Annotated in this window: 28 protein-coding genes and 2 pseudogenes; 8 read left to right on the top strand and 22 right to left on the bottom strand. The window is 29.9% G+C overall.

Annotated elements, in window-relative coordinates:
- Positions 1 to 437: 437 nt before the first annotated feature.
- The 11 genes from CLJU_RS16060 to CLJU_RS16010 all read right to left on the bottom strand — a co-directional run bounded on the left by CLJU_RS16060 (position 438) and on the right by CLJU_RS16010 (position 7,669).
- On the bottom strand, positions 438 to 1,658 hold the full coding sequence (locus tag CLJU_RS16060; protein WP_013239889.1) for a hypothetical protein: 1,221 nt from the start codon (positions 1,656 to 1,658) through the stop codon (positions 438 to 440).
- Positions 1,659 to 2,052: 394 nt separating this feature from the next.
- Complete coding sequence (locus tag CLJU_RS16055; RefSeq protein ID WP_013239888.1) at positions 2,053 to 2,733, bottom strand: peptidoglycan recognition protein family protein; 681 nt, start codon at positions 2,731 to 2,733, stop codon at positions 2,053 to 2,055.
- Positions 2,734 to 2,785: 52 nt separating this feature from the next.
- A complete protein-coding gene (locus tag CLJU_RS16050) occupies positions 2,786 to 3,025 on the bottom strand; it encodes a DUF2922 domain-containing protein (RefSeq protein ID WP_013239887.1) in 240 nt (79 codons plus the stop codon).
- Between the two features lie 34 nt (positions 3,026 to 3,059).
- The gene (locus tag CLJU_RS16045; RefSeq protein WP_013239886.1) at positions 3,060 to 3,284 is read right to left on the bottom strand and encodes a DUF1659 domain-containing protein; all 225 of its coding nucleotides are present in this window, start codon (positions 3,282 to 3,284) and stop codon (positions 3,060 to 3,062) included.
- An 83-nt stretch (positions 3,285 to 3,367) separates the two neighbouring features.
- Positions 3,368 to 3,532, bottom strand: a complete 165-nt coding sequence (locus tag CLJU_RS21830) for a YvrJ family protein (RefSeq protein WP_023162382.1) — start codon at positions 3,530 to 3,532, stop codon at positions 3,368 to 3,370.
- A gap of 40 nt (positions 3,533 to 3,572) precedes the next feature.
- A complete protein-coding gene (locus tag CLJU_RS16035; RefSeq protein WP_049781926.1) occupies positions 3,573 to 4,055 on the bottom strand; it encodes a sigma-70 family RNA polymerase sigma factor in 483 nt (160 codons plus the stop codon).
- Positions 4,056 to 4,202: 147 nt separating this feature from the next.
- Positions 4,203 to 5,906, bottom strand: coding sequence for a cell wall-binding repeat-containing protein (locus tag CLJU_RS16030; RefSeq protein ID WP_013239883.1), 1,704 nt, complete (start codon positions 5,904 to 5,906; stop codon positions 4,203 to 4,205).
- A 132-nt stretch (positions 5,907 to 6,038) separates the two neighbouring features.
- Positions 6,039 to 6,950, bottom strand: coding sequence for a DnaD domain-containing protein (locus tag CLJU_RS16025; RefSeq protein ID WP_013239882.1), 912 nt, complete (start codon positions 6,948 to 6,950; stop codon positions 6,039 to 6,041).
- A 43-nt stretch (positions 6,951 to 6,993) separates the two neighbouring features.
- Entirely contained in the window at positions 6,994 to 7,206 is a 213-nt protein-coding gene (locus tag CLJU_RS16020; RefSeq protein WP_013239881.1) for a helix-turn-helix domain-containing protein, read from the bottom strand.
- Positions 7,207 to 7,236: 30 nt separating this feature from the next.
- Positions 7,237 to 7,431, bottom strand: a complete 195-nt coding sequence (locus CLJU_RS16015; RefSeq protein WP_013239880.1) for a helix-turn-helix transcriptional regulator — start codon at positions 7,429 to 7,431, stop codon at positions 7,237 to 7,239.
- A gap of 19 nt (positions 7,432 to 7,450) precedes the next feature.
- Positions 7,451 to 7,669, bottom strand: coding sequence for a helix-turn-helix transcriptional regulator (locus tag CLJU_RS16010; protein ID WP_041705182.1), 219 nt, complete (start codon positions 7,667 to 7,669; stop codon positions 7,451 to 7,453).
- Positions 7,670 to 8,044: 375 nt separating this feature from the next.
- Between CLJU_RS16010 and CLJU_RS16005 the strand changes: the two genes are divergently transcribed.
- The 5 genes from CLJU_RS16005 to CLJU_RS21825 all read left to right on the top strand — a co-directional run bounded on the left by CLJU_RS16005 (position 8,045) and on the right by CLJU_RS21825 (position 12,784).
- The gene (locus tag CLJU_RS16005; protein WP_013239878.1) at positions 8,045 to 8,605 is read left to right on the top strand and encodes a helix-turn-helix domain-containing protein; all 561 of its coding nucleotides are present in this window, start codon (positions 8,045 to 8,047) and stop codon (positions 8,603 to 8,605) included.
- Between the two features lie 125 nt (positions 8,606 to 8,730).
- Complete coding sequence (locus tag CLJU_RS16000; RefSeq protein WP_013239877.1) at positions 8,731 to 9,849, top strand: site-specific integrase; 1,119 nt, start codon at positions 8,731 to 8,733, stop codon at positions 9,847 to 9,849.
- A gap of 230 nt (positions 9,850 to 10,079) precedes the next feature.
- Positions 10,080 to 10,991: a hypothetical protein gene (locus CLJU_RS21455; RefSeq protein WP_013239876.1), complete on the top strand. Its 912-nt coding sequence runs from the start codon at positions 10,080 to 10,082 to the stop codon at positions 10,989 to 10,991.
- On the top strand, positions 10,988 to 12,619 hold the full coding sequence (locus tag CLJU_RS15990; protein ID WP_013239875.1) for a hypothetical protein: 1,632 nt from the start codon (positions 10,988 to 10,990) through the stop codon (positions 12,617 to 12,619). The genes CLJU_RS21455 and CLJU_RS15990 overlap by 4 nt, the downstream gene beginning before the upstream one ends.
- Before the next feature lie 18 nt (positions 12,620 to 12,637).
- Positions 12,638 to 12,784, top strand: coding sequence for an integrase (locus tag CLJU_RS21825; protein WP_087943163.1), 147 nt, complete (start codon positions 12,638 to 12,640; stop codon positions 12,782 to 12,784).
- A gap of 61 nt (positions 12,785 to 12,845) precedes the next feature.
- Here the strand turns inward: CLJU_RS21825 and CLJU_RS15985 are convergent, their stop codons facing one another.
- Both CLJU_RS15985 and CLJU_RS15980 read right to left on the bottom strand, forming a co-directional pair.
- The gene (locus CLJU_RS15985; RefSeq protein WP_013239874.1) at positions 12,846 to 13,595 is read right to left on the bottom strand and encodes an RloB family protein; all 750 of its coding nucleotides are present in this window, start codon (positions 13,593 to 13,595) and stop codon (positions 12,846 to 12,848) included.
- A complete protein-coding gene (locus CLJU_RS15980) occupies positions 13,586 to 14,839 on the bottom strand; it encodes an AAA family ATPase (protein WP_013239873.1) in 1,254 nt (417 codons plus the stop codon). The genes CLJU_RS15985 and CLJU_RS15980 overlap by 10 nt, the downstream gene beginning before the upstream one ends.
- A 1,045-nt stretch (positions 14,840 to 15,884) precedes the next feature.
- Between CLJU_RS15980 and CLJU_RS15975 the strand changes: the two are divergent.
- A pseudogene (locus CLJU_RS15975) lies at positions 15,885 to 16,643 on the top strand (Abi family protein); the annotation flags it as partial.
- 3 nt (positions 16,644 to 16,646) lie between these two features.
- Positions 16,647 to 16,889, top strand: a complete 243-nt coding sequence (locus CLJU_RS21450) for a hypothetical protein (RefSeq protein WP_049781900.1) — start codon at positions 16,647 to 16,649, stop codon at positions 16,887 to 16,889.
- A 714-nt stretch (positions 16,890 to 17,603) separates the two neighbouring features.
- On the opposite strand, the gene CLJU_RS15970 is transcribed toward CLJU_RS21450, so the two are convergent.
- Positions 17,604 to 18,503, bottom strand: coding sequence for a DMT family transporter (locus tag CLJU_RS15970; protein ID WP_013239870.1), 900 nt, complete (start codon positions 18,501 to 18,503; stop codon positions 17,604 to 17,606).
- A 699-nt stretch (positions 18,504 to 19,202) separates the two neighbouring features.
- On the opposite strand from CLJU_RS15970, the gene CLJU_RS15965 reads away from it, so the two are divergent.
- Positions 19,203 to 19,502: a metalloprotease family protein gene (locus tag CLJU_RS15965; protein WP_023162162.1), complete on the top strand. Its 300-nt coding sequence runs from the start codon at positions 19,203 to 19,205 to the stop codon at positions 19,500 to 19,502.
- 105 nt (positions 19,503 to 19,607) lie between these two features.
- Here CLJU_RS15965 and CLJU_RS21820 read toward each other — a convergent pair whose 3' ends face one another.
- The 8 genes and pseudogenes from CLJU_RS21820 to CLJU_RS15930 form a co-directional block, all read right to left on the bottom strand.
- On the bottom strand, positions 19,608 to 19,775 hold the full coding sequence (locus CLJU_RS21820; protein ID WP_013239868.1) for a DUF2922 domain-containing protein: 168 nt from the start codon (positions 19,773 to 19,775) through the stop codon (positions 19,608 to 19,610).
- Between the two features lie 34 nt (positions 19,776 to 19,809).
- Positions 19,810 to 20,034, bottom strand: a complete 225-nt coding sequence (locus tag CLJU_RS15960) for a DUF1659 domain-containing protein (protein ID WP_013239867.1) — start codon at positions 20,032 to 20,034, stop codon at positions 19,810 to 19,812.
- Positions 20,035 to 20,117: 83 nt separating this feature from the next.
- Positions 20,118 to 20,282 (bottom strand): YvrJ family protein, encoded by a 165-nt coding sequence (locus tag CLJU_RS21815; RefSeq protein ID WP_023162161.1) that lies wholly within the window; start codon positions 20,280 to 20,282, stop codon positions 20,118 to 20,120.
- 217 nt (positions 20,283 to 20,499) lie between these two features.
- Complete coding sequence (locus CLJU_RS15950; protein WP_144289727.1) at positions 20,500 to 20,721, bottom strand: sigma-70 family RNA polymerase sigma factor; 222 nt, start codon at positions 20,719 to 20,721, stop codon at positions 20,500 to 20,502.
- Between the two features lie 602 nt (positions 20,722 to 21,323).
- Positions 21,324 to 22,094 (bottom strand): class I SAM-dependent methyltransferase, encoded by a 771-nt coding sequence (locus CLJU_RS15945; RefSeq protein ID WP_013239864.1) that lies wholly within the window; start codon positions 22,092 to 22,094, stop codon positions 21,324 to 21,326.
- Positions 22,095 to 22,134: 40 nt separating this feature from the next.
- Positions 22,135 to 22,563, bottom strand: coding sequence for an N-acetyltransferase (locus CLJU_RS15940; protein WP_013239863.1), 429 nt, complete (start codon positions 22,561 to 22,563; stop codon positions 22,135 to 22,137).
- Positions 22,564 to 22,647: 84 nt separating this feature from the next.
- Positions 22,648 to 23,088 carry a hypothetical protein gene (locus CLJU_RS15935; protein WP_013239862.1) on the bottom strand — a complete coding sequence of 147 codons (441 nt, stop codon included), beginning with the start codon at positions 23,086 to 23,088 and terminating at the stop codon, positions 22,648 to 22,650.
- A gap of 71 nt (positions 23,089 to 23,159) precedes the next feature.
- Positions 23,160 to 23,484, bottom strand: a pseudogene (locus tag CLJU_RS15930) (TfoX/Sxy family protein).
- Between the last annotated feature and the right edge of the window lie 103 nt (positions 23,485 to 23,587).

Below are 23,587 nucleotides of genomic sequence, written 5' to 3'. Positions count from 1 at the left end.
GTTAAAGCTTGGCCAGTGCTACATAAAATATTTGTAATACGACTTAACCATTCAATAACTATATTGATTATGAAATATTTATGTGGTATAATTTTATAATTGTGTACTGTACTCAACTCCTGACTGAGAATGCCGGTGCACTCGATTTCTGTGATAAACTGATTACCTTTGACAAATTGATAATTTCACTTTCATTCTATACACTGCTCTTTATCATTGCTTGTTTTATGGGAGGAGTTGGTAACATGACAGCTTGTTTGTTAGTTAACTTAATAACTAATTTTATTGCAGGATTCAGAGGTCGGGTAGAGTACATATCGTTTTGTTATGATTTCCACTCACTTTCATCCCTCAATAGTTGGCATACGGCATAAAAGCACCGTAAAATTCTTTTGAATAATACGGTGTTTTAAAAATTTATAATTTTTATTTTAAGATTATTTCTTACTATAAAAAACTTGTTTTAATGATATTTCTTCTATTTGCTTTGCATAATCCTCATACTCTATTCTCATCTTTTTTAATCCAGTAAGTAATAAATCACTTGGATTGCATATTCTCTTTGATTCTTCATTAAAAATATATCTTGCTCCTGCAGAAACTGCTCCAGCTGCAACTGACAAACTCAAGGCATTAATATCAGGTTGTTGCACAATTGAAAGGAAACCACCTATTACTGTACTATCCAATAAAAAGCTAGCCAACAACTCCTTAATATCTTTTAAAGGTTTTTCAGTTAAACTACTTAAAGGTTGTAAAATACTTTTTTTTAGCATACTCCTTAATTTTTCTTGTTTTAAATAAGTATTGCTTGTATTCGTTAATAGTATTTCCATAGCAATTACTCTACACTGTTGCTTAAGCCTTTCTATTTCGTCTTGTTTCTTAATTACAATTTTTTTAATTAAAGAAGCTTTATCCCGTGTGTCGCATCTTCCAAAGATAGGCATGAGTATTCCTTCAAAAAGCTTGTAACACATATGATCTATCATAAAACTATCAGAGTCATCATTCCTATTTTTGCATACTTCCATACCACTTTCTCTAATTTCCATATATGTATCTATCAAAGGAACCCAACTATGATCATATAATAACAAATCTATTGAATCCCCCTCAAATAACTTTAGTCTATTGATTATAGTAGCTGCAATTAGTAGAATAAAATCATCTTCTGTTCTAAAATTTTCACGAATGTATTGAACTACACCTCTATATCCTTCTTCAATAAATATCTCAAATAATATATGTGATAGTACTTCTCTAGAAATGAAGCATAAGTCAATAGATGTTCTTTCAAAACATTCTAACAATCTAGGATTATCTTTAATAAACTTCTTAGTTTCATCTATTGTAGCACGATTCCTTGGGTATGATGTTTGTATTAAAGTAATAAAATCATTATGAAGTGGTTTTAAAATGTCACTTGCTTCTAATGCTTGTCGCGTATTTTCAAAATATAAGTCACACATTTTCCATACTAGACTAGGCAGGGCTATTGAATTAAGTTTGCAGTAATTAGGAAACTCCAGTACTGAATTTATTTCTGTTGGATGAAAACCTGTAGGAAGAAGATAACCTATCTTTTTATGATAAAATATATCTGAGGCAAATGGTAATGTCTTAGAATTTAAATAGTTAGGACCAACTAAAATCATATTCTTATACCCCCAAGGATAACTAAATTATTTCAGCTTCAATAATTAACAAAATATTTTTATCCAATTTTAAATAACATACCATAACCTATCGCTTTCGAATAAATTATAATTTATAGCTATTATAACATATATTACAAACTGCTTCGCCGTTAAATTTTTAGGAACTCCGTATTAATATCACTAACTTGTTTATGTCTTCCTGCATGGCTTGAAGAAATACTTTTTATAATAAACTTACTGGGAAGTGCAGGGGATATATACATGTCACTGTATCTCCTTAGATATGATAAAAATGCAAAAATTATAGATAAACCCTACGGTTTTGATGTGATAGTATAAAGAATGTTGGCATCATTTTTATGATACCAACATTCTTTATACTGGTATTTATTTATCCAAACAGCTTATTCCATGTATTAACTCCAACAATGCCATCAACTGCAAGCCCATTGTCTCTCTGAAAACTCTTCACAGCCTCCAGGGTACCCCATCCAAAGAATCCATCAGCACCGCATCTTCCAACGCTGTAACCTCTACTCATAAGCTTTTCTTGAACAGCTTTTACATTGCTGTCCTCCAAACCAGGATTCATTCTTATAGGATATCCTGGATAAACTAACCTACCGCTGCTTCCTGCAGCCTCATTTCTTATCCTGTCTAGTGGAAAATTCTCTCCAGGACAGTCAGTAGAATAAAGCTCCCTGTGTCCGTATACTTTACTTATTTCATACTTACTTAACATGGAGCGGGTTAATTCTAATAATGCACTGTACTGTGTTTGTCTCATAACTTCAATATTGAAGTCACCCTCAGAACATATCCCTATAGATCTGGAATTATATCCTGGACAGTGGGCGCCTACAGCCTTTTCATTTCTTCCCGTATATACAGTACCGTCTTTCCTCACAAGATAGTGATAACCACAGCCGCACCACCCATTTTCAAGATGCCACCTGTGGATATCCTCTATGCTGCACATCTTTGCCCCTGCATGGTGGAGCACGACTGCTTCTGGATTATTGCCCCAGCTCAAATTGCTCCTAAAGCTTAAATTAGAATTTATTATATTCAAAATACCACCCCCTAAATTTAAAGGCCCTGCACATCTGCAGGACCTTTATGATCTATTTCATTTCAAATTCTTTTGATTCTGTTGTTACAACCTTAGCATCTTTCTTGCCAACCAATGCACCATTTTTAGTAACAAATATTTTCTTTGCAATTATAAGATCCATGAGAGATGCGACCTGTTCCTGGGTAACTGAAGGCTGTCCATTTGCATCTTCTTTTACGTTGTCCACACTCAGGGAAAAATATTTGCCTTCTTCCTCGGTAGTAAACCTCATATTAAGTCTGTTTGCCATTTAAACTCCTCCTTTCCTGATTTTTGCCTACTAACTAGGCGTTAGTAATTACAGTGCTGTCCACTTTCTGAATCTCATTTACAGGATAAGTCAGTATGTCACCTACAGCTTTTACTACATCATATACATCCTGATCTGCTGCATCCATTGCAATCTTGCCAAGTGTAACTTTCTTAAGTATCTCTTTACCCTGTTTGTTAAGCCCTGTCTTTTCTACAATAGAAAGCGTACTTGAAAGCTTTGTTGACTTTGCTGCCATAGCAATTCGCCCCTTTCTTTAACTTTTACTTATATATATGCCTTTCTTAAAATTAGTGCAGAAAAAAAGAAATAGGCTTTTACCTATTTCTTCTCCTGGTTTTTTATAACGGCTGATATATCTTCTCTTAAGTCTTCAATAGATTTGACTAAAAGGTCAATCTTATTTTCAAATCTTATGAGCAGGTATATACTAACTGCTATTGGGAACCCTACGGTACTGATTAAACTAACCAGCTGGTCATACATAAATATCACCTTCCCTTTTGCCATTATAAAAATATATATGCTATTTGAGATATTTTTTCAGTTTATTTAGGGCAGATTTTTTTATTTCTATGGCATGTCTGTATTTTATGTTAAGCATTTCAGCAGTTTCCTTAAGTGTCCTGCCTTCCATGTACACAGATTTAATTACTTTTATCTCTATATCCTGAAGTTTGCAAAGTGCAAGTTTTATTTTTTCTGCCTGATCAAATGCAATAACTTCATCTTCAAGTGTAAAGTCATAGGGCTGAATTGACAGCACCCCTTCATCCTGTACTTCTCTAAAGTGTTTTATCTGGCCTTTTAAAAGGGCATTGAAGTTATTTACTATGGAATTTGTACAGTAGGTTGTAAAAGAGCCTTTTCCAATTTTGTAGAGTTTTACTGCTTTTATTACAGATAGGTACCCATGCTGCACTAGATCATCAAAGTCATAGGAAGGAATATTGTATTTGTATGCTTTTTTTATTATGAAGCAGGTGAATTTTGCAATGATAGAATCCATGGAGTTTTTGTCACCGGATTTGGCTTTTCTAACAAGCTCTTCTATGGTAACCACCGCCTTTTTATTTGATTATACAGGTAAAAGGGCAGTGATTGACCATTTTTTGACATAATGGAAAACATCAATTATACAGTAAAAAACCACTATTTAATTGACCTTATCTTGGTAATCAAAATAATTATCTTTATTCATAGATCTAGAGCTTAGATATATAAAATTTCCACTATCTAAATCAAACTTCCATGAATGTATATAAAACATCCATGTGCCGCTCATATCATAAGAAGATGTTTCAAATGTATTATCTTCTGTCTGATTAAAGAAGAGACTTTTAGAATTAAATGTTACAATATCATCATTATCAGAATCATAGTCATTTGAACCTATAAATTTTGCTAGATTAAGTTTCCCATCTTTTATATAATATACTCTTACAAAAGATCCATTACTTGATGCAGGTAACCCTATTAGAAGAAAATCTGGATTTCCAGTCTGGGAATTTTGGTGAACTCTTACTAATTTTCTACTTGAGTTCAGTACAATTTTATTATCTTCTGAATAAAAAGGATTATTTATATTATTACTAATAATATTATCATATATATCAGGTGTATCTTCACCTTGCTTTGCTACTGCTATTTTAAAATGGCCTTTAACTAATGTATCTCCGTCTGATGCACCAGCCCATACACTATTCCAATCAGCGTCTGGATCAAACGATGCAGTTTTTGTCTGTATATCATCACTATATATAAATACAGAATAATTTTCCTCGTTATTGTCTTTCATATTAAGTTCATAAACACTTTTGCTTTTTATTATATCTAACTCACTTATGGTGCCTTTTAATATGCCTTCACACATGGTATTTATTGCTCCAGTACCGCCAAGCAAAATTAAATTTTTATATCCAGTAGTATCTAAATACTTTTTCTGGCTTGATATATCTTGTCCATCTGTAAGTATTATAGGTGCATTTTTCTGTGCAGCTATAGCACTTCCGGATAACGCATCAGGAAAGTTTTTTCCACTCGTAATCACTGCTGTATCTGAATCCATATTAAAATATTTGCTTATATCTAACGACGTATCATATCTAGTAGATCCGCCTATTCTAATTATGCTGCTGGCTCCCAATTGTGGAGAGGTGTTTTCTATTTCAGATATTATGTTATTACTTAAAGATCCTTCTCCACCTATTAAATAAACCTGAGATGGTTGAATATCCTTGATTTTTTGTTTAATTTCATCAGGTAAATTTGAGGAATTACTCATTAAAATAGGATATCCTTTTGAGGCTGCAATACTTGAAACGCTGAGGGCATCTGCAAAACCATAGCCATTAGTTATTACTACAGGTGTTGCTTTTTGGACGTTTAATGTATCAACTATTTTTTTATTGGTATCAAATCTATCCGTTCCTCCCAATCTTATAATATTTTTACAACCCAGATTTTTAATGTAATTTACATATTCTTCACTTACAGAAGCACCTTGTCCTAATATATATACATTTCCATCATAATTAAAATGATTTTTTAAGTATTCTATAGAATCCATGCTGTTTGTAAGTTCTTTATCAACTAATAGTATAGGAGCGTTTAATTTCTTAGAAAGAACACTTCCTGCAAGTGCATCTGGAAAGTTATTACCACTAGCTATAATCACATTGTCAACCTTGTCGTTATTAAATTTGTCACATATATTTATACAAGTTTCATATCTAGTATTACCGTATATTCTAGTAACATCATATTTTGTTGATGAGTCTGCTGCAAGTACATTATGAAAAGAAGATAGACATAAAAAACCTACCGCAGCTGCAACCACTTTTTTTAATTTTTTATACACATTAAGTTCCCCCTATTATATTAAGATATTGTAAATATTCTATAAATATAAATTTTTTCCTGCATTATGGCATAGAGTATATTATTTATATCCTATTGGGTAGCTTAATCACATAGACATGAAAAGTATAAATTATCCATCACCCCATCCAAGCAGCTGCCTCTCAAGCTCCTTAAAATCATACTGCCTGCACTTTCCCCCCTGATTTCGTATATTCTTATATTCTTTAACATCATTAGCAGTCTTCAAGCCTTTCTTTCTCCAGCTCTGCAGTATTCTACCAACGTAGTTTATATTTCTGGCATTATATTTTAAAGCTTCCTCAACCGCAAGGATAATCACATCACAATCTATAACACCGCTCCACATGCGCAGTTTCTCCCTCTCGGCTTCCTCTGCAGGATGTATGTTCTTCTCAAAAAATGTCAGCACAGTACTGTAGGTGTCAAAAGGTATAGGTTCACCTGCACTCTTATTACTCCTTACTTCTTGCTTATTATTTATTATTTTTTGTTTATTACTTATTACTTCTTTACTTATAGGCTCCTTGTAAGCCCCTTCCAAGGGGCTTGTAAGTGGCTCTTTTAATTCTGCAGCAGATTCATTTTCAGAATCAGCAGAATTCTCTATTTCTATTCCATCAAAAATATTTTCAACATCCAGATCTTCATTAAGACACTGTTTATAAAATAGTGAGACAAATTCTTTGTTTTTAACACTTTTAAGCTCTCTATTGACACATTTTATAGCATTTAAATTGTTAGGCTTATTATATTTAATCCAGTTTAGAATCATTATTTCTTTTGTTCCATCCAGGTAAAATATCTTTTTATACTCCTGAAATCTAAGAAGTAGTTTGTCCACTGTTTCTCTATTGTAACCCGTTTGGGTTTCTATAATTCGTTTAGGAAGCTCATAAATACCGCACTGGGTAGTGTTTGAGTTAGTCATCAAGTATATGTAAAAAAATTTTTCTTCAGGAGTTAAATCTAAAACAAATCCATCATTCCAGAAGTCAGTATGAACCTGTCTGTATTTAGCCATATAATAACCTCCTCATACTTTGCAAAACGTTTTCTCAGACTGCCTAGCCGTTGAATTCAAAATCTTTAACGTTATTTTTGATCCACTGTATTAGCTCATATTTTGGTATTCTTATTTTCTTAGGTCCAAGTCTAAGTACGGGAATTTTCTTTTGATACACCATTTCGTAAGCGGAATTCCTTCCTATCCTAAGTACGCCGGCCATTTCTTTAACTGTCAATAATACTGGAAGTTCTTTTAATTTTTCTTCTACCATAAATTGATCCCCCTCATAAGTATAGAGTTATTACTCTAAAAAAATTTTTTCTATAGTAGTGTTAAAAAAACTAGCTATTTCTCCAGCTTCTTTAATAGTAAAATTTCTAAGTCCGAGCTCTTTGCGGCTGTAACATGAGATACTCATGTGAAGCATATTTGCAAGATATTTTTGAGTTATGTTATTGCTGGTTCTAAGCAATTTCAACTTATTATTCTGTTTCATAGGCTGCCCCCAAAATTATTTATACAGGAAATATATCGTGAATTTTAACTTTAAATGCTTTAGCTATAGATTCTTGACTTCTTTTCCTGGGATAATTTTTACCATTTTCCCAGCTCCAGTAGACTTTTTGATTTGTATTGCATTTTTGGGCTGCATATTCCTGAGTCCAGTTATTAACTATTCTCAGTACTTCTAACTTTTTATTCCATGGTAAACCAGTTAATGTATCAATAGACATATACACACTTCCTTTACATATGTTAAACGTTATTTACGTTAACCATAATATAACATTATTTTTATATATATTCAATACTGGAAATTAATTAATTGGAGTCTTTTTTCAAAATTATCTGAAAAATACTTTTTATAACGTTTATTTACGTTGGATTATTGACATATTAACGTTATAAACGTATAATGTTATACAGATAAAAATATAGTGTTCATGATTTTATACAGTGTGCTGGTTAAATTTCAGAACTATTGAAAAATCTGCGTTTAGTTTTTTGTAGAAGAAAATTCATCTCTTGTGAGCGTATATTTTTAATGTTATAAATCAACTAGCACATCAGTTTAAGAAATAGGTTATTCATAGGAGGTGGATATTTTAATGTTAAGTAAGAGGGATCTAGGAAAACTTATAAAAGAGGCAAGAAAATATAAATCTGAAAAAATAAATAAACTTTATACACAGCAGATGCTTGCCAATGATATAAAAAAATCTCAAAGTTATATTGGTGACCTGGAGTCGGGGAGGACTTATCCAAGTTTTGCTTTGTTAACTGAAATAGCAGATGCCTGTGGGGTTTCAATAGGTTTTTTTCAAGATAAGAACTCTATGAACAGTGATATAGATAAATTTATAAAAATGCAGCTTAGTAATACTAAAGATTCCGAAGTATTAAAAATAAGAGAGCACTTGAAAAAGGATCCTGAGGTTAAAATTAACTATATATATGACTATATTCACAATTCAAATAAAGAGTTGGACAGCGCTCAAAAGGATTTTCTTAAAACCACAGAAGAATGTGTATGTTTTATGCTTAAACAAAATCCTATGATAAAGTTTTTGGGAATTGACATAAAAAAATTAAAGAAGGAAGATATGTATAATCTAGTAGAGGATGTTATAAATCAATTAAAGCTTGTAAGTTATAAGTATAAAAAATAATGCAATGGACTTTATTAGATTTAATTCCTAATAGAAGTATTTTAGACAAATATAATGACTTTCATGAATAAAGTCCCTCGTTAAATCAAACACTAATACTAATAAAAGGTAAGGGGTGAGATATTATGCCTGGCGGTCATATAAGAAAGCGGGGTAAAAGATATAATGTAATTGTTGAGGTAGAAAGAAATCCAGTTACCGGAAAAAGATTGCAAAAAAGTATTGGTGGGTTTAAGACAAAGAAGGAAGCTGAAAAGGCTTTAATTGAAGCGGTATCAAATATAAATAAAAATGAGTTTATATTTCCTGAAAAAACACTTGTAAAAGATTTTCTAACACTGTGGCTTGATACTTATGCTATAAATTTATCACCTACAACATACAATGGATATAAAATGATAATAAACAATCATTTAATTCCATCTATCGGAAATAAAGAGCTCCAAAAGCTTCAGCCGCTCCATATACAGAGGTATTATAACGAAAAACAGAAAACACTTAAGGGGAAAACCCTTCTGCAGCATCATAGAGTTTTAAGAAAAGCTTTAAATTATGCCTGGAAGATGCAGCTCATAAGCAGAAACCCAGCAGATATGGTAGATGCTCCAAAAGTTCAGAAATATAGGGCTGTAGTTTTGGAACCTCCTCAAGTAAAAACACTTTTAAGTGCTGTAGAAAACACCAGGTTTGAAATCCCTGTTAATTTAGCTCTGGCACTAGGCCTTAGACTTGGAGAGGTGCTGGGACTCAGGTGGTCTGATATTGATTTTGAAAATGGTATTATAAATATAGAACAAACACTGGTAAGGGCAGGGACGAAGCTTATATTTAAAGAACCTAAAACGGAAGAAAGTGCAAGGAGTATATCCGCTCCTCAGGAACTTTTAAAACTTCTAAAGCAGCATAAGAAAAATCAATTGGAACTTAAGGTGCGTTCTTATGGTGAATATGAAAACAAGCATAATTTAGTGTGCACGAGGGATAATGGCCAGCCGCTTAATACATCTTCTTTTTCTCATGCTTTTGGTGATTTTATAAAAAAGGTTGATATACCTCATATCAGGTTCCATGATTTGAGACACACTAATGCAACATTGATGCTGCTTTCTGGTACCGCTCCTAAAGTTGCATCTTCAAGGCTTGGACACAGCACTATTGGTATAACCATGGATTTATATTCTCATGTACTTAAGGATATGAATAAAGAGGCAGCGGATAAATTGAATGATGTTATATATAAATAGTAATATATAAAAAGCTCAAATCTTTATTTTCTCAATAAAGAATGAGCTTTTTATATATTTTCCCTATATTAATTTTTTAATTTTTGATTCAAAACATGTAATATTTTGTACATATGAAAATAAAATTTGGCTTTTATGCAATAGTTTTGAAGTAGAATAATTAACAGAGTATAATATATATGTAAATATAATACTTAAATTAACTAATTTTTAGGGGGCATATCCATCAAATGAGTATTTTTGAAAGAAAAGAGTGGAATGAAATAAGCAATCTAATTATAAAATGTTGGAAACATTATAATAGTGTTAAAAGTAACAATTTTATTGTAAAACCAAGTATTCCAGTATTATGGTTTGGGGACTTAGATGCATATTTTAACTCAAGCATTAAAATTATAACAGTGGGATCAAATCCTTCTGACTTAGAATTTGCCTCAGAAGATAAAAGAAAGAAAGATTCCAATGAAAATGTATTGCCTAGTACCCCATCATTCAAAAGATTTAAAGGTGCAGAAAATATTTTTAATAAGTTAAATCTTTCTGAGGAGGAAGTTAAGAAATATTCTTTAATTTTAAATAACTATTTTAAAAATAAAAATAGATATAATTGGTTTAGTTGTTTTGAGCCTATACTTAACGGATTTTTAGCAAGTTATAATGAGAAAGGAGTATATAACAAAAATGAGGAATATAGGATTAGTAAGTATGGCAATATTGCTGTACATACAGACATTTATTCTCCATTAGCTACAAGTCCTACGTGGAGTGACTTGTATAATTCAGATAAATCAATTCTTAGCCAAGGTACGGATTTATGGGTTTCACTATTGGAAGTACTGAAACCCAACGTTATACTAATGGGATATAAGCCTAGTGATTTTAAAAAAATAGTCAATAGATTAGGGCTGAAAAAATTTAATGATAACAAGGAGTTTTTTAGAGAATATACGAAATGTAAGAATGGCTCACCAAAAAAAAATACTTATTGCAGCTTATACGTATACGATAAAAATTACGTAAAATCAGTTGTTGTTTATGGAACTAAAGCTAATAGGCCTTTTGATAAAATAACAAAAGAAGACAGATACATACTTGGAAGAGATGTTAAAAATATGTTATCAATAGGGGGAGAAGTAGTATGAAGAAAAATACACCGGGGAAAATAAAGAACAATTATGAATTATATATGGCATTGGGTAATGGAAGCATTGAGATAAACGATGCAATTATCTTATTAAATAGGATAAATAAAAAAGGTATAGTAATAGGAAATTGTTGTGAATGTAAAAAGTATATTGAAGATACAATTAATAAAATAAAGCGTGATAAGAATTACATAAATAATTCTATAGAAAAACCAAAGAATGAAGAAAATACTGTGAAATATTTCGAAAATATATTACAAGGTGAGTTGAAAATTAATGAGGAAGTATTAAAAATTTCATTTAAATTAAAGGACGGTAAGAAAGAAAAAGATAATGTTGAACTTGTAAGAAAAATAGAATTACCTGATAATATGTTAAATAACAATATAAAAATGTCGGATGAATTTAAATCAGCTATTATGAATTATTTAATTAATATGAAATCCTTAAGTATTTTCGATACAGGCTTAATACAATTTTTTCATCCTGGTGGAGAACATATAGTAGACAAGCCATGTAGTAAGAAAAATGGAAAAAAAGTATCATATTCAGATGCTTTAATTAAAGGAATCGACAACGGTATAATGTTATGGAATGATGCTCCAGAACATAGGCGAAAGTATATTTGCTGCAGCGGTAAATATATAAGTCATGATAAATATGATAATGAAGTATTAAGCGAGAAAACAAAAATTCTCTTTTGGGGTGAGTGGGAACCTCAATCAAAAATTATATGTAAGCCTCAATTAAAAATTAAACATAGTTCTGGAAGTCCCCAATATATACATGAACCTTATATTTCTAGAAATATAAGACTACAAAACCCTAAAGATCTTCAAAATACAGATCCATATGTATTTGGGGAAGATGAATCACATGCAAATTTTCATTATTGCTGTTGTAAGCAAAATAGTAAAAAAGGTCCAACTGATATGCAAAAGCTAAAAATTGGGAATATTATACTCTTTGGAAGTTATAAAAAAAATAAATTTCTACTTGATACTGTATTTGTTGTAGCAGATGAAGGACAGCCATATTCTAGATTTGGCAGTGAAAAACTTGATAAAATTTCTGATGTGTATAAGTTTGCTTCAATAGATAAAGTTAGGAGAGGAAATAAATGTAGTTTAATTAAAGATAACCCTACAATTGATGATACTGAAGGTGGATGTAATAGCTCAAAAAATGAAAAATTTAAATTATATACGTCTGCATCTTATGATTCGCAGGTAAATAAATGCTTTAGCTTTTTTCCATGTAAAGTATTTAATGAAAATGATAAAGAGGATAACTTGCATCCACGGGTAAGTTTAGATTTAAATAAATTTGGATTAAGTGATGCAAATGAAGGTATGCCTAAATACACAAATGCAGGACAAAAAAATGCAGAATTTGACAACCTTTTTATTTCTCAACATTTTGTAAAAAACTATTTAAGAGGAATGTATACTATATCTCCTGAGTTTTCTAGTGATCTAGAAAGTTGTATAAGGAAATTAAAGAAAGGTGAAGTTGTTGGAGATTTTAGCAATATTATGAATAGGTGTTATTGGAACGCTTTAGCAAATGAGGTTTTAGATCAGGGTTATTATTTAGGGGTATATGCTGAGGAACCTAAATTTTAGAATTTGAGGAGATATATTATGGAAAGATATTGTACTATGCCAAGGAGGGTAACTGCAAGGCTTGGACACAGTACTATTGGTATTACTATGGATTTGTATTCTCATGTACTTAAGGATATGGATAAAGAGGCAGCGGATAAGTTGAATGATGTTATACATAAATAATTAGAAACCAGTACGCCTATGGTAAGTACTGGTTTCTAATAAAACCACTAATCTTTAGGCTTTATTCCTTATTAATATCTTCAATATATTTAACAAGTTCGCCTATTCTTGTATTTGGATTACTTTCAACTATATTTTTTATATTTAATTCAGGGGGAACTTTAGAATAATCAATTAAAGTTTTTCCTAAATCCTTATGGTGCTTGTTCAACCTAAAAGAATTTTCAATTGCTTGATTTGTATGATCTACAATAATATTGTACACACTTTTATTCTTTTCGTAATCTTTAAGTGGAGTTTCTTTCTCAAGTTTTATCTTCAAAGCATCATAACTTTTTAAATTGGCGGTAGTATAAGTATAATGAAGCAGATACCAAAGTTCAAAACATGGATTTGATAGTCCTAAATGAATAAATACTTTTTTCCCTTTTGCATACCGTTTAACTTTTATATAGGCTTTTTCTAATTCTTCTGCTCTTTTGCTTGTTGGATCTGCAGTATTATAATTTATATCTACATCAATTAAACACCATACCCTATCACCATCATCTTCGCTAATATCATACTTGTTTTCTATAAATTCTATGGCTTTATCTACAAGATGTGATGGATCAGTTTTTCTACTTTTATTTTTCCCCACAGATTTACTATCTGCAACTTTTACATCTACATTAACATACTTGAGATTAAATTCTTTAAAATAATTTACTTCAGTATCTTTACCTTCACATATTATTAGAATTGTAGGTCTAATTTTACGCTTTTTCCTCTTGTCCCTTGATAATTCTACAATTTTTCTTTTTACTGCCATTGTAAGCCACCTTTCAGATATGGAATAGCTCCATATTTTCCTTGTAAGTATCCTTTTTCAATTGCAGCATCTTTTCTAACTGGAAAATCATCTAGTGAATATAAATCTGTACTATTGTCTTCTTTCTTTTCAGTAAACCATATTTGATCTCTTCTAAAAATCTCCTGATCTAAAAGATTGGTATCGTGAGTTGAAAAAATAAGTTGAGCATTTTTTTTGTTTATTTCTTTATCATGAAATAGCTCTACTAAAAACCTTGTTAGTTTAGAGTGTAATCTTATATCAAGTTCATCTACCACAAGCGTTGCTCCTGTATCTAATACTTCAATCCACGGACCAAGAAGTCCAAAAAGTTTCTTAGTTCCATCTGATTCTTCATCCAAATCAAATTCTACTAGTTCTTCTGAGTTATTCATTTTATGAAGAGTACTAATGTTAGAAAGTTTATTTGAACTATCCAAAAGCTTGGATTTTGCATCTTTATTTAAATATTTTAATATTGGATCATCCTTTACATCCACTTCAATTTCTGTGAATTTTATGTCTTCAATATCACTAACTACGGTTTTTAATAAGGATTTAACCCTCTTATTAATAGATTCATTTGATTTCATTAAATCCATTGTTAATTCTTGTAGATCACTGTGATGAATAAGAACAATTAAATTGTCATTAAGCCATTTAAATGGTATTTGAGCTTTATCATATTCCCATAAGCTTGCAACTGCAATAAAAAGTTTATTTGGTGAATTAAATTTATCTTTTATGGCAGTTTGTTTTTCTATATCATTAGTAAACTTATAATTATTAGTATTTTCTCTTTCAAAAATTATCGTCTGCCTTCCATTTGGATAATAGTAAAGATACTCATCAATAACTTTTTCAGATGTAACTGAGAAACCATAAGCATACTTTATACCTTCTGTCTTAAATATGATATCAAACTTACTTGGACTGTCAAGGCACGGCCTATCAAGTTTAAATGGTTCAACTTCAATTTTTTTGCCTTGCTGCATTTCATGTGATTTACCTAAAAAATTAGCTAAAAAACTTATAGCCTTTAACACATTTGTTTTTCCAGATGCATTAGCTCCATATAGTACTGCTGTTTTCAAAACATTTAAATCTTTATTTGCATTTTTTATAATATTGTCTTCATGAGAGTTATCTTTTGAAGCCACCATACTGAGAGTTACTCTATCCTTTATAGAGAGGAAATTCTGAGCACTAAATTCTATTAACATATTATTTATCCTCCAATATTTTCTTTCACTTGTTTGGTATGTTATTTATATAATACTATGTATAATTATATTATATCCATAAATATGTGATAAAACCACAGAATTGAGAAATAAAACATTGAAATGCATAGATTTATTTTATAAACCTATATACAAGTTGCTGCATGGACACTATATTCATATTAAAATAAACTCTTGATTTTTAATGCTTTAAATAAATATGTTGATTATAAGTCACAATAATTTGAGTTTAATTTTAAATAATTCCTATTTTATTTTTCTCTAAAAGATATATTCTCTAAAAAAAATAAAAACCCTTTAATAAATAAAGAAATAATAGTATGGAGTATAGTACGATGACAAAAACAGTTATTTTGACATTTAGTGAATTTATTAAAGATAAGGTTAATTTATATTAAGACAGGAAATAGGGGAGAGTGGACAAGTAGATAGAATTTACGAATTTTCATGAATATGAAGATAGCTAAGGTGGATATTATCTCTTTCCTGTGTTCACTTTTACTTGTAAACAAATTAAGGATAACAACCAATCAATTATATTTTTAATAGATTGATCTTTTAAATTATTTGATTATTTTATGTCCTCCTAATGTCCTCCAACATATAAAAACATAGAAATACTTAGTGGTAAATAAAGACAGATCATTTTTTATAAGATGTTGATATAGCTTACTTTGAGGGTACATGTTAAAACATACCAATACATATTAAAACACTGCATGTACAATTCAAAATCCGTCGTTGGTGACAACATGCGGGTTCGACTCCCGCCTCCGGCACCATGAATATCAACGTTTAAGAGCATTTTGGAATTTATTCCAAAATGCTCTTTTTGGGTTTATGTCCTCCAAAAAAATATCACAAATTAAAACAGATTAAAACAAGATAACAAAAAAATGATCTTGCGTTAGAACTTAAAAAATTTAAAAGATGAAATTAGAGGAGTAATTGAGAGGAGTGCTAAAAGATAAAAAAAGATATATCGAGATATATGAATATAATTTAACGTAATTGAAATATTTAAATGAAAAATAAGTATACGAATTTGCAAAATTGTTATGCTTCAATAGTAACAGAACTCGTCAAGTCTCTTAACAATGCGAAACTGGCGGAGCTTTTTACATATAGGAGAATTTCTATGAAAAATGAAGTGAATTTAAAACCACCAAGAACGTTTGACGAACAGATTGAAATTCTTAGAAGTAGAAACATAATTATAAATGATAAAGAGAAAGCTAGAAAAATATTGAGTACGGTTAATTATTATAGACTTACGGGGTATGCTTTACATATAAAATGTGGTGAGCATTATATGAAAGGATATACTATAGAATCAATATTTGGCATATATAGTTTTGATAAAAGAATGAGGAATATTTTAATGGATGCACTTGAAACTGTAGAAATTTCTATGAGGACAAGTATAGCATATGTTGTAGGTCATAAATATGGACCTGATGGATATATGTATGCGGATAATTTTAAAATGGTTGACAAAAATAGAAAATATCATAAGAAGTTTTTACAAGAGTTAGAAAGAGAAAAGAAAAGTAATAAAAGAGAATTATTTATAGAACACTATATAAATAATTATCATGGGAGTTTACCTATATGGGTTGCAACGGAAATAATGACTTTTGGTATGTTATCAAGACTATATGCTAATTTAAAAACTTAGGATAGAAGTAAGATAGCTAATGATTTTATTGGTGTTAATCATAAAATTGTGGTCAGCTGGTTAAGATCATCATCAATTCTAAGAAATATATGCGCACATTATGGTAGATTGTATAATAGAAAGTTTAATCTAGTTCCTGCTATTCATGAGGATTTATCAAATTATAAGATAGAAAAAAATAAATTGTTTGCCAACGTTGTGGCTATTAAATATTTACTTCCATATAAAGATGAGTTGGACAGGCTTATAAATGATTTAGATAAGGCAATACAAAAATGGGCGAGATTTATAGATTTAAGCAAGAAGCCTTCCTTTTATTTTTTTAACTGTTCTAAGGATGACGAGGACTAAAAAAGTGCTGGTGCTTGAAGAAAACATACAGCTATTTATTATTTAAAAGTATATAGGGGAGAAGAAGATATATATTATATATAAAGTAGAATTTATACAATAATTTATATAAATTCTTATCAGTGGCAAAAAAGAGTAGAATAATATAAAGTATCTGCTTAGTTTAAAAGCTGATATAATGCTATATAAAAAACAAATCAATGCTGTAAAATAGCATGTATAATAATATATCCATATTTGAACTACGTTGTTTATCTTATAAATATATGCTAATTTTATTTTGTGAAAGGTATAAAAGCTAGTTTTATAAAGCTGCAGAAGAGAGACTACAATTTAGAGATTATTGAGGTATAAAATAAGTGAAAAAGAAAGTGTTTGTCCAAAGCTTCCATGCGAGGAAATCCGAGCCTAGTATAAGACCGAGGAGCATTACTTCCTGGATTTGGTCCGGAGCATCCCATTAAAATCAAAGCTACTGGCCAAGCTTTTTGTCTGAGTGCGAGAAAAGTTAAAGCTTGGCCAGTGCTACATAAAATCTTTATACTATAAATTTATCTATTCATCCTTATATACAAATATCAAAATATAATTAAAAAAAAGTAACTAAGAACACTCCAAAATTCAAAATTGAATAATGCAGTGTTCCAGTAAATTGTTTAATTTTTATAATTGAGTTATAAAATAAGAATTTCTCGACACTTGCTTATTTTCAGATCACTCAATATAACCTTTATTTTTTTTAGAAGAACAATCATAGTTTTTACTTATTTCACTTATAAATGTTGAGCCTAAAAGCAGTACAGCACCTATAATCTGAAACACTGTCATATTCTCACCGAAAATAATAAATGAAGTAAATAATGATGTTATTGGATCTATATAGCTCAAGGCTGCAATACTTTGTCCCCTTAACCCTTTCATTCCATAAAAGAATAGATAAAATCCAAGTCCTGTATGAATTATTCCCAATATGATAATACATGCAACTGAAAGCCCCGTTATTTGAAATAGGTTAACCCTCTCCGTTACAAAAACATAAGGTATAAGCATTACAGTTGCTAATGACAACTGTAACAGTGTTATTTCCAAACCATTCATATTTTTAATGAACTTGTTAGTCAACATCAATGTTGCATAAAATACCGCTGCAGTGATTCCATAGCAGATACCCAATAAATGATTATATTCTGTACCGCCATTTCCTCTATTTTGTACAATTAAAAACATTCCAAATACCGAAATGCTTATACATGCAGCTTTTTTAAGTGAAATTTTTTCTTTCAGTACAATAGGCGACATAACAATGACGAAAACCGGAGCAAAGTAATAACTTGAAGAAGCATTTGCAATAGTTGTATGTTTATATGCCTGAAAAAGAAAGATCCAATTAAATCCCAATGCAAAACTCGATAATAACAATACAGGAATATTATTCTTAATATTTGTCCAAGATATTTTTTGCTTGTTAACTATAGTAATAGTTAACAGAAATAAGCTTCCTATAAAACCTCTGAGAAGAGCTATTTCGCTTGAAGCTAAGTCAATGTATCTGACAAAGATTCCAATTGTACCAAAGATCATCATTGATAATATAAAATATATTTTTAATTTCATTTTAAGTTCCCACTTTCTACTAATATGATATTTTATATAATAGAATATAAAACTTCCCATACAGTAGAATCTATTGTTTATTAGAGAACTTTTTACAAATACCTAACAGTAATGATAGATTCTACTGTCTTGGTATTCGTGGTGGGGAAAGCTTTTTTATTATAATATTATACACTCTGTATTCCTCCTATTAAAAATTTCTATAAAGCATTAATTTTATTCAATAGTGTTATTGCAGCTTCGAGTAAAGCAAAACTAGGCAAAATATCAAATTTATTCAGACTTCTTGTCCATCATATATGCTATGTATAATATTTCTCACGATAAATTATGATTTTTATTCAATCATTGTACAAATTATAACACCTTTTTTGCAGTATTTCACTAATTTTTGTATTAACCCAAAATACATTCATAGTTTTAATACCTCATTATTTACTTACCAAAGAACAGCGTTCGCAATTTTAATGGTTAGTACGTATTTATTTCATTTTACGAATAGTAAAAAAATTGAAGTCAATAATCTATGATGATGTGAAAAGCTATATGTCTTTTAAGTTAACATATAAAAAACACGTAATATGTTTTATTATACAAATATTGATCCCTATATGTTTATACAAGTTAATAGCATCTATGTGCTTTAATTTAATGGATTAAGAGTTTATTCTGTTTCCAACGGGTATCTTACTATTGAATATGTCAGAATTTATAATTATTCTCTCAATCATAAATTCTGTAATTCATGAAATACTGCATGGATTAGCATATAAATTATTTGGTGTAAAAATAAGATTTGAATTTAAACTACCATATGCTTATACAATGGAAACTTCAGGATTACCAATAGATATTTTTAAATTTACTATAATACTTTTATTACCTTTATTACTAATATCACTAACGTGTTTATTCCTTCCTACATGGCTTGGAGAAATATTTTTTATAATAAACTTACTTGGAAGTGCAGGATATATACATGTCACTGTATCTTCTTAAATATGATAGGAATGCAAAAATTATAGATAAACCCTATGGTTTTGATGTTATAGTATAAAGAAGATTGGCATCACTTTTATGATACCAACCTTTTTTATACTAGTATTAATGTAACAAATATTTTTTTGCAATTATAAGGTTCATGAGAGATGCAACCTGTTCCTTGGTAACTGAAGGCTGTCCATTTTCATCTTCTTTTACATTGTCCACACTCAAGGAAAAATATTTGCCTTCTTCCTCTGTAGTAAACCTCATATTAAGTCTGTTTGCCATTTAAACTCCTCCTTTCCTGATTTTTGCCTACTCACTAGGCGTTAGTAATTACGGTGTTGTCCACTTTTTGAATCTCATTTACAGGATAAGTCAGTATGTCACCTACAGTTTTTACTACATCATATACATCCTGATCTGCTGCATCCATAGCAATTTTGCCCAGTGTAACTTTCTTAAGTATCTCTTTACCCTGTTTATTGAGTCCTGTCTTTTCTACAATAGAAAGCGTACTTGAAAGCTTTATTGACTTTGCTGCCATAACAATTCTCCCCTTTCTTTAACTTTTACTTATATATATGCCTTTCTTAAAATTAGTGCAGAAAAAAAGAAATAGGCTTTTACCTATTTCTTCTCCTGGTTTTTTATAACGGCTGATATATCTTCTCTTAGGTCTTCAATAGATTTGACTAAAAGGTCAATCTTATTTTCAAACCTTATGAGCAAGTATATGCTAACTGCTATTGGGAACCCTATGGTGCTGATTAAACTAACCAGCTGGTCATACATAAATATCACCCTCCCTCTTGCCATTATAAACAAATTTCTTAATTCAGATGAAGTTCGTGTATTCAATTTATAGTGTGATTTTTTTTAACTTCACCTGAATCTTAGAAATTGTTATCTAGGGACGCGCAGTTCTTTACTCCTGCAATATAATAAGCATAAAAATAAATGTAACCAAAGGAGTATTAGGACTGCTAGTCATCAGATAAAAATATATATGCTATTTCAGATATTTTTTCAGTTTATTTAGGGCAGATTTTTTTATTTCTATAGCATGTCTATATTTTATGTTAAGTATTTCAGCGGTTTCCTTAAGTGTCCTGCCTTCCATTTTATTTAAATAATTACTTCTAAGACCTACATCATTTCTATTCAATAATTTTACCAATTCACTTAATTTTATAGGTTTAACTTCACATAATTCTAATATAATATCCTCCATAAGACTTAAATTTACTCTTTTTACATTTTTCACTATGTCAACTAATTTTTTTTGTATATCTTCACTGTTATTTATGGAGTTCTCATTTAAATAACTGCTGTGATTAAACATATTAGATAATAAATATATTGTGCCTCTTCGCTGCCCTTCCGTTTTTAATAATTTTTTATCTATTAATGAGCTTAATATTTTATTTACCTCAATAGAGTTTTTATTTATTAATATCTGAAGTCTAGTATTAGTTATTTGACCTTCTTCAAGTGCTGCAACAAGAGCTACTATTTCATCTTTAGATAAACTTTTTAAATTTTCTCCTAATGTATTTTCAAAACTAAAATGCTTTGATCTAGTAATAAAGAAATAGTTCTAAGTATCATTATAGTTCTATTCGGTGTTTCTCTCGGTCTTGAATTTGGTTTATTATCAGGATATCCAAATGATACAGCTCCAACCAGTTCTTGCAGCATCCAATATTTTATTAAGAATGTCTATTGGTATTTCTTTAGACTTATACTTTTGTGTACTCCTTCTATTGTAAATTGCTTCTATGCTTATTTATTTCACCTCATTAAGTTGGAATTTGGCAAACACAGATTAGGAAGTTACTTCTTTTTTGCTAAGTATAAATCTATAGTATCATATATATTTATTTTACCGCCAATTTCATCGATTGCATTTTTCATATCCATTTCAAAATTATTTTTTACTTCTACTGGTAGTACCCTATGGTCTGAATATGTATTTAATAAATGAATATATCCATTGGACGTAAGAGTTCTTTTTCGATGATATAATCTATAAATAATATCTTTAAACCCAAATCGTTCTAATTCATTAATACGTCGTTGGCAATCACTTTCATTAAATTCTCTCACTTCTTTGTCAGAGGGACGATATTTATTATATATTTTTCTATTTACAATATTACTTATATCATCTTGTCTATTTGGAAATGGATGATTCCAAAATAGTGCTATAGTTCCATCATCTTTTAATATATTTCTTACTTTTACATATCCTTGTTCTAATGGAATCCAATGAAATGCTGTTGCACAATACACTAAGTTGAAAGCTTCAGTTTTAATCGTATATTCAATAAAATCGGCATTAATAACATTGAAATTCATATAATTTTTGAATTTGTTTTTAACATATCTTGTAAGATTATTTCCTAATTCTATTGCAGTTACTCTGCACCCAGATTGTAGAATTGGTAAAGTTGCTTGTCCTGTACCAATGCCAATTTCTAAGGCTTCATACCCACTTGATATGCGAGAATAATTAATAATGTCTGAAAACAATTCTTCTGGATATGTCGGCCTATATTTATCATAGTTATATTCATCTTCATTAAATTTTAATCTTAAATCCATATAATTTCACCCTTACAAATTGAAATTTATGATTTCCTCATTATACTGAATTTTTCCATCTCATGACAAACTCTATTTCACCAGTATTTTCATCTACTTGCTCTGCAGAAGCTGTAAAACCTTCTTTTAAATAGAATCGTAGGGCACGATCATTCTTTTTATAAACACATAAAGATAATTCATTATGCTTACCTTTTGAATAATCAAGCAATAATTTTCCAATTCCTTTTGATTGAAAATCACTTGAAACAAATATTCCTGCTATAAAACTTTTCATTAAACCAATAAATGCTTGTATCTCACCATTCTGTTCATATACATAAATTGATGCTTTTGGCATCATTTCCTTAACTGACTCAAAATTATTTTGCCAATATTCGCTGTCAATAAAATTATGTGCCAAAATATTTGTGCTAAGCCATAAATGCATTACTCTATCAATATCCGTTGTTCTAAAATCTCTAATCATAGTTAGTCTCCTTATTATACAAATTATTATTCATAATACTTAGTTTTAAGTTGGAATTAATAATGAACTTAAAATTGGAATTTGTCATTTGATTTTCTTTAGTGAAGATGAAATATCTTTATATATCAATGTTTGCATACTATCACCATATATAGTCACATCTACTTTCAATAAAGCTTCTCGTATACATTCAACTAAATCTGATTTGTATTTTGCAATACTTGGCAATGACTTAATACATTGTCTTGCTGTAATTGGCTTTTCATCTAAAATATGTTTTAAATAATCATCTATAATTTCGTCAACTTTGTTTTCCGTATCCCATTTAGCATTAACAGATATTAAGACAATGCCTCTGGTTCGTATATATGAATTGCTATTTTCAATCATTTCAGCAAACCTATCAAAAAACTTATAAACAGCATTAGATTTTTCACTTTCACTTTCTAATATCTGTAATGCTTGGTATGCAGCTTTATTATCTTTAGAGTATAATCTTTCAATCAATTCTGAGACACTCTCCACAATTTCACCTTCTTAGACAAATATTCAAATTTGCAAATTACTATTTATAGGACTCATCCTTAAATTGGAATTTATCTCTTTCTCTTTTTTACTTTTGGAGTAGGAAGTTCTTCATACATCTTCGTTAATCATTTGATATAGGAACTCTTTATTATCAACATCATCAACCAAAAGCATTGGTTTTCCACCATCATAAGGCAACTCCTCAATTGCCTCTAACATCAACTGTCTACTCGCCTTGGTTATCTTAACCAAAAGGCGGTTATCATATATTCCCCGAAAAATCTTTCCTCGAAAATATAAAATATATTCTCCCATCATTTTTCTAGAAGAAACATTGTCTAGTGTATCTAATTTCCCAATAATAAAATCTAAATATTCTCGACTAGAAGCCATATTCTATCCTCTCTCCAAATTACTATTTCTATTAAGATTCTTATATACTAAATCAGCGTTTAACACCATAATAGCACCATTTAATACAAAAATGCATCAAAAG

Source organism: Clostridium ljungdahlii DSM 13528, assembly GCF_000143685.1.
In the GTDB taxonomy this organism is placed as follows: Bacteria; Bacillota; Clostridia; order Clostridiales; family Clostridiaceae; genus Clostridium_B; species Clostridium_B ljungdahlii.
This window is presented reverse-complemented; position numbering and strand designations above follow the sequence as displayed.

What these genes read in the sequence shown, in the direction of transcription:
- CLJU_RS16060 (WP_013239889.1), bottom strand. Translation starts at nt 1,658, where the DNA reads ATGATTTTAGTTGGTCCTAACTATTTAAATTCTAAGACATTACCATTT.
- CLJU_RS16050 (WP_013239887.1), bottom strand. Translation starts at nt 3,025, where the DNA reads ATGGCAAACAGACTTAATATGAGGTTTACTACCGAGGAAGAAGGCAAA.
- CLJU_RS16045 (WP_013239886.1), bottom strand. Translation starts at nt 3,284, where the DNA reads ATGGCAGCAAAGTCAACAAAGCTTTCAAGTACGCTTTCTATTGTAGAA.
- CLJU_RS21830 (WP_023162382.1), bottom strand. Translation starts at nt 3,532, where the DNA reads ATGTATGACCAGCTGGTTAGTTTAATCAGTACCGTAGGGTTCCCAATA.
- CLJU_RS16035 (WP_049781926.1), bottom strand. Translation starts at nt 4,055, where the DNA reads ATGGATTCTATCATTGCAAAATTCACCTGCTTCATAATAAAAAAAGCA.
- CLJU_RS16025 (WP_013239882.1), bottom strand. Translation starts at nt 6,950, where the DNA reads ATGGCTAAATACAGACAGGTTCATACTGACTTCTGGAATGATGGATTT.
- CLJU_RS16020 (WP_013239881.1), bottom strand. Translation starts at nt 7,206, where the DNA reads ATGGTAGAAGAAAAATTAAAAGAACTTCCAGTATTATTGACAGTTAAA.
- CLJU_RS16015 (WP_013239880.1), bottom strand. Translation starts at nt 7,431, where the DNA reads ATGAAACAGAATAATAAGTTGAAATTGCTTAGAACCAGCAATAACATA.
- CLJU_RS16010 (WP_041705182.1), bottom strand. Translation starts at nt 7,669, where the DNA reads ATGTCTATTGATACATTAACTGGTTTACCATGGAATAAAAAGTTAGAA.
- CLJU_RS16005 (WP_013239878.1), top strand. Translation starts at nt 8,045, where the DNA reads ATGTTAAGTAAGAGGGATCTAGGAAAACTTATAAAAGAGGCAAGAAAA.
- CLJU_RS16000 (WP_013239877.1), top strand. Translation starts at nt 8,731, where the DNA reads ATGCCTGGCGGTCATATAAGAAAGCGGGGTAAAAGATATAATGTAATT.
- CLJU_RS21455 (WP_013239876.1), top strand. Translation starts at nt 10,080, where the DNA reads ATGAGTATTTTTGAAAGAAAAGAGTGGAATGAAATAAGCAATCTAATT.
- CLJU_RS15990 (WP_013239875.1), top strand. Translation starts at nt 10,988, where the DNA reads ATGAAGAAAAATACACCGGGGAAAATAAAGAACAATTATGAATTATAT.
- CLJU_RS21825 (WP_087943163.1), top strand. Translation starts at nt 12,638, where the DNA reads ATGGAAAGATATTGTACTATGCCAAGGAGGGTAACTGCAAGGCTTGGA.
- CLJU_RS15985 (WP_013239874.1), bottom strand. Translation starts at nt 13,595, where the DNA reads ATGGCAGTAAAAAGAAAAATTGTAGAATTATCAAGGGACAAGAGGAAA.
- CLJU_RS15980 (WP_013239873.1), bottom strand. Translation starts at nt 14,839, where the DNA reads ATGTTAATAGAATTTAGTGCTCAGAATTTCCTCTCTATAAAGGATAGA.
- CLJU_RS15970 (WP_013239870.1), bottom strand. Translation starts at nt 18,503, where the DNA reads ATGAAATTAAAAATATATTTTATATTATCAATGATGATCTTTGGTACA.
- CLJU_RS15965 (WP_023162162.1), top strand. Translation starts at nt 19,203, where the DNA reads ATGTCAGAATTTATAATTATTCTCTCAATCATAAATTCTGTAATTCAT.
- CLJU_RS21820 (WP_013239868.1), bottom strand. Translation starts at nt 19,775, where the DNA reads ATGGCAAACAGACTTAATATGAGGTTTACTACAGAGGAAGAAGGCAAA.
- CLJU_RS15960 (WP_013239867.1), bottom strand. Translation starts at nt 20,034, where the DNA reads ATGGCAGCAAAGTCAATAAAGCTTTCAAGTACGCTTTCTATTGTAGAA.
- CLJU_RS21815 (WP_023162161.1), bottom strand. Translation starts at nt 20,282, where the DNA reads ATGTATGACCAGCTGGTTAGTTTAATCAGCACCATAGGGTTCCCAATA.
- CLJU_RS15950 (WP_144289727.1), bottom strand. Translation starts at nt 20,721, where the DNA reads ATGGAGGATATTATATTAGAATTATGTGAAGTTAAACCTATAAAATTA.
- CLJU_RS15945 (WP_013239864.1), bottom strand. Translation starts at nt 22,094, where the DNA reads ATGGATTTAAGATTAAAATTTAATGAAGATGAATATAACTATGATAAA.
- CLJU_RS15940 (WP_013239863.1), bottom strand. Translation starts at nt 22,563, where the DNA reads ATGATTAGAGATTTTAGAACAACGGATATTGATAGAGTAATGCATTTA.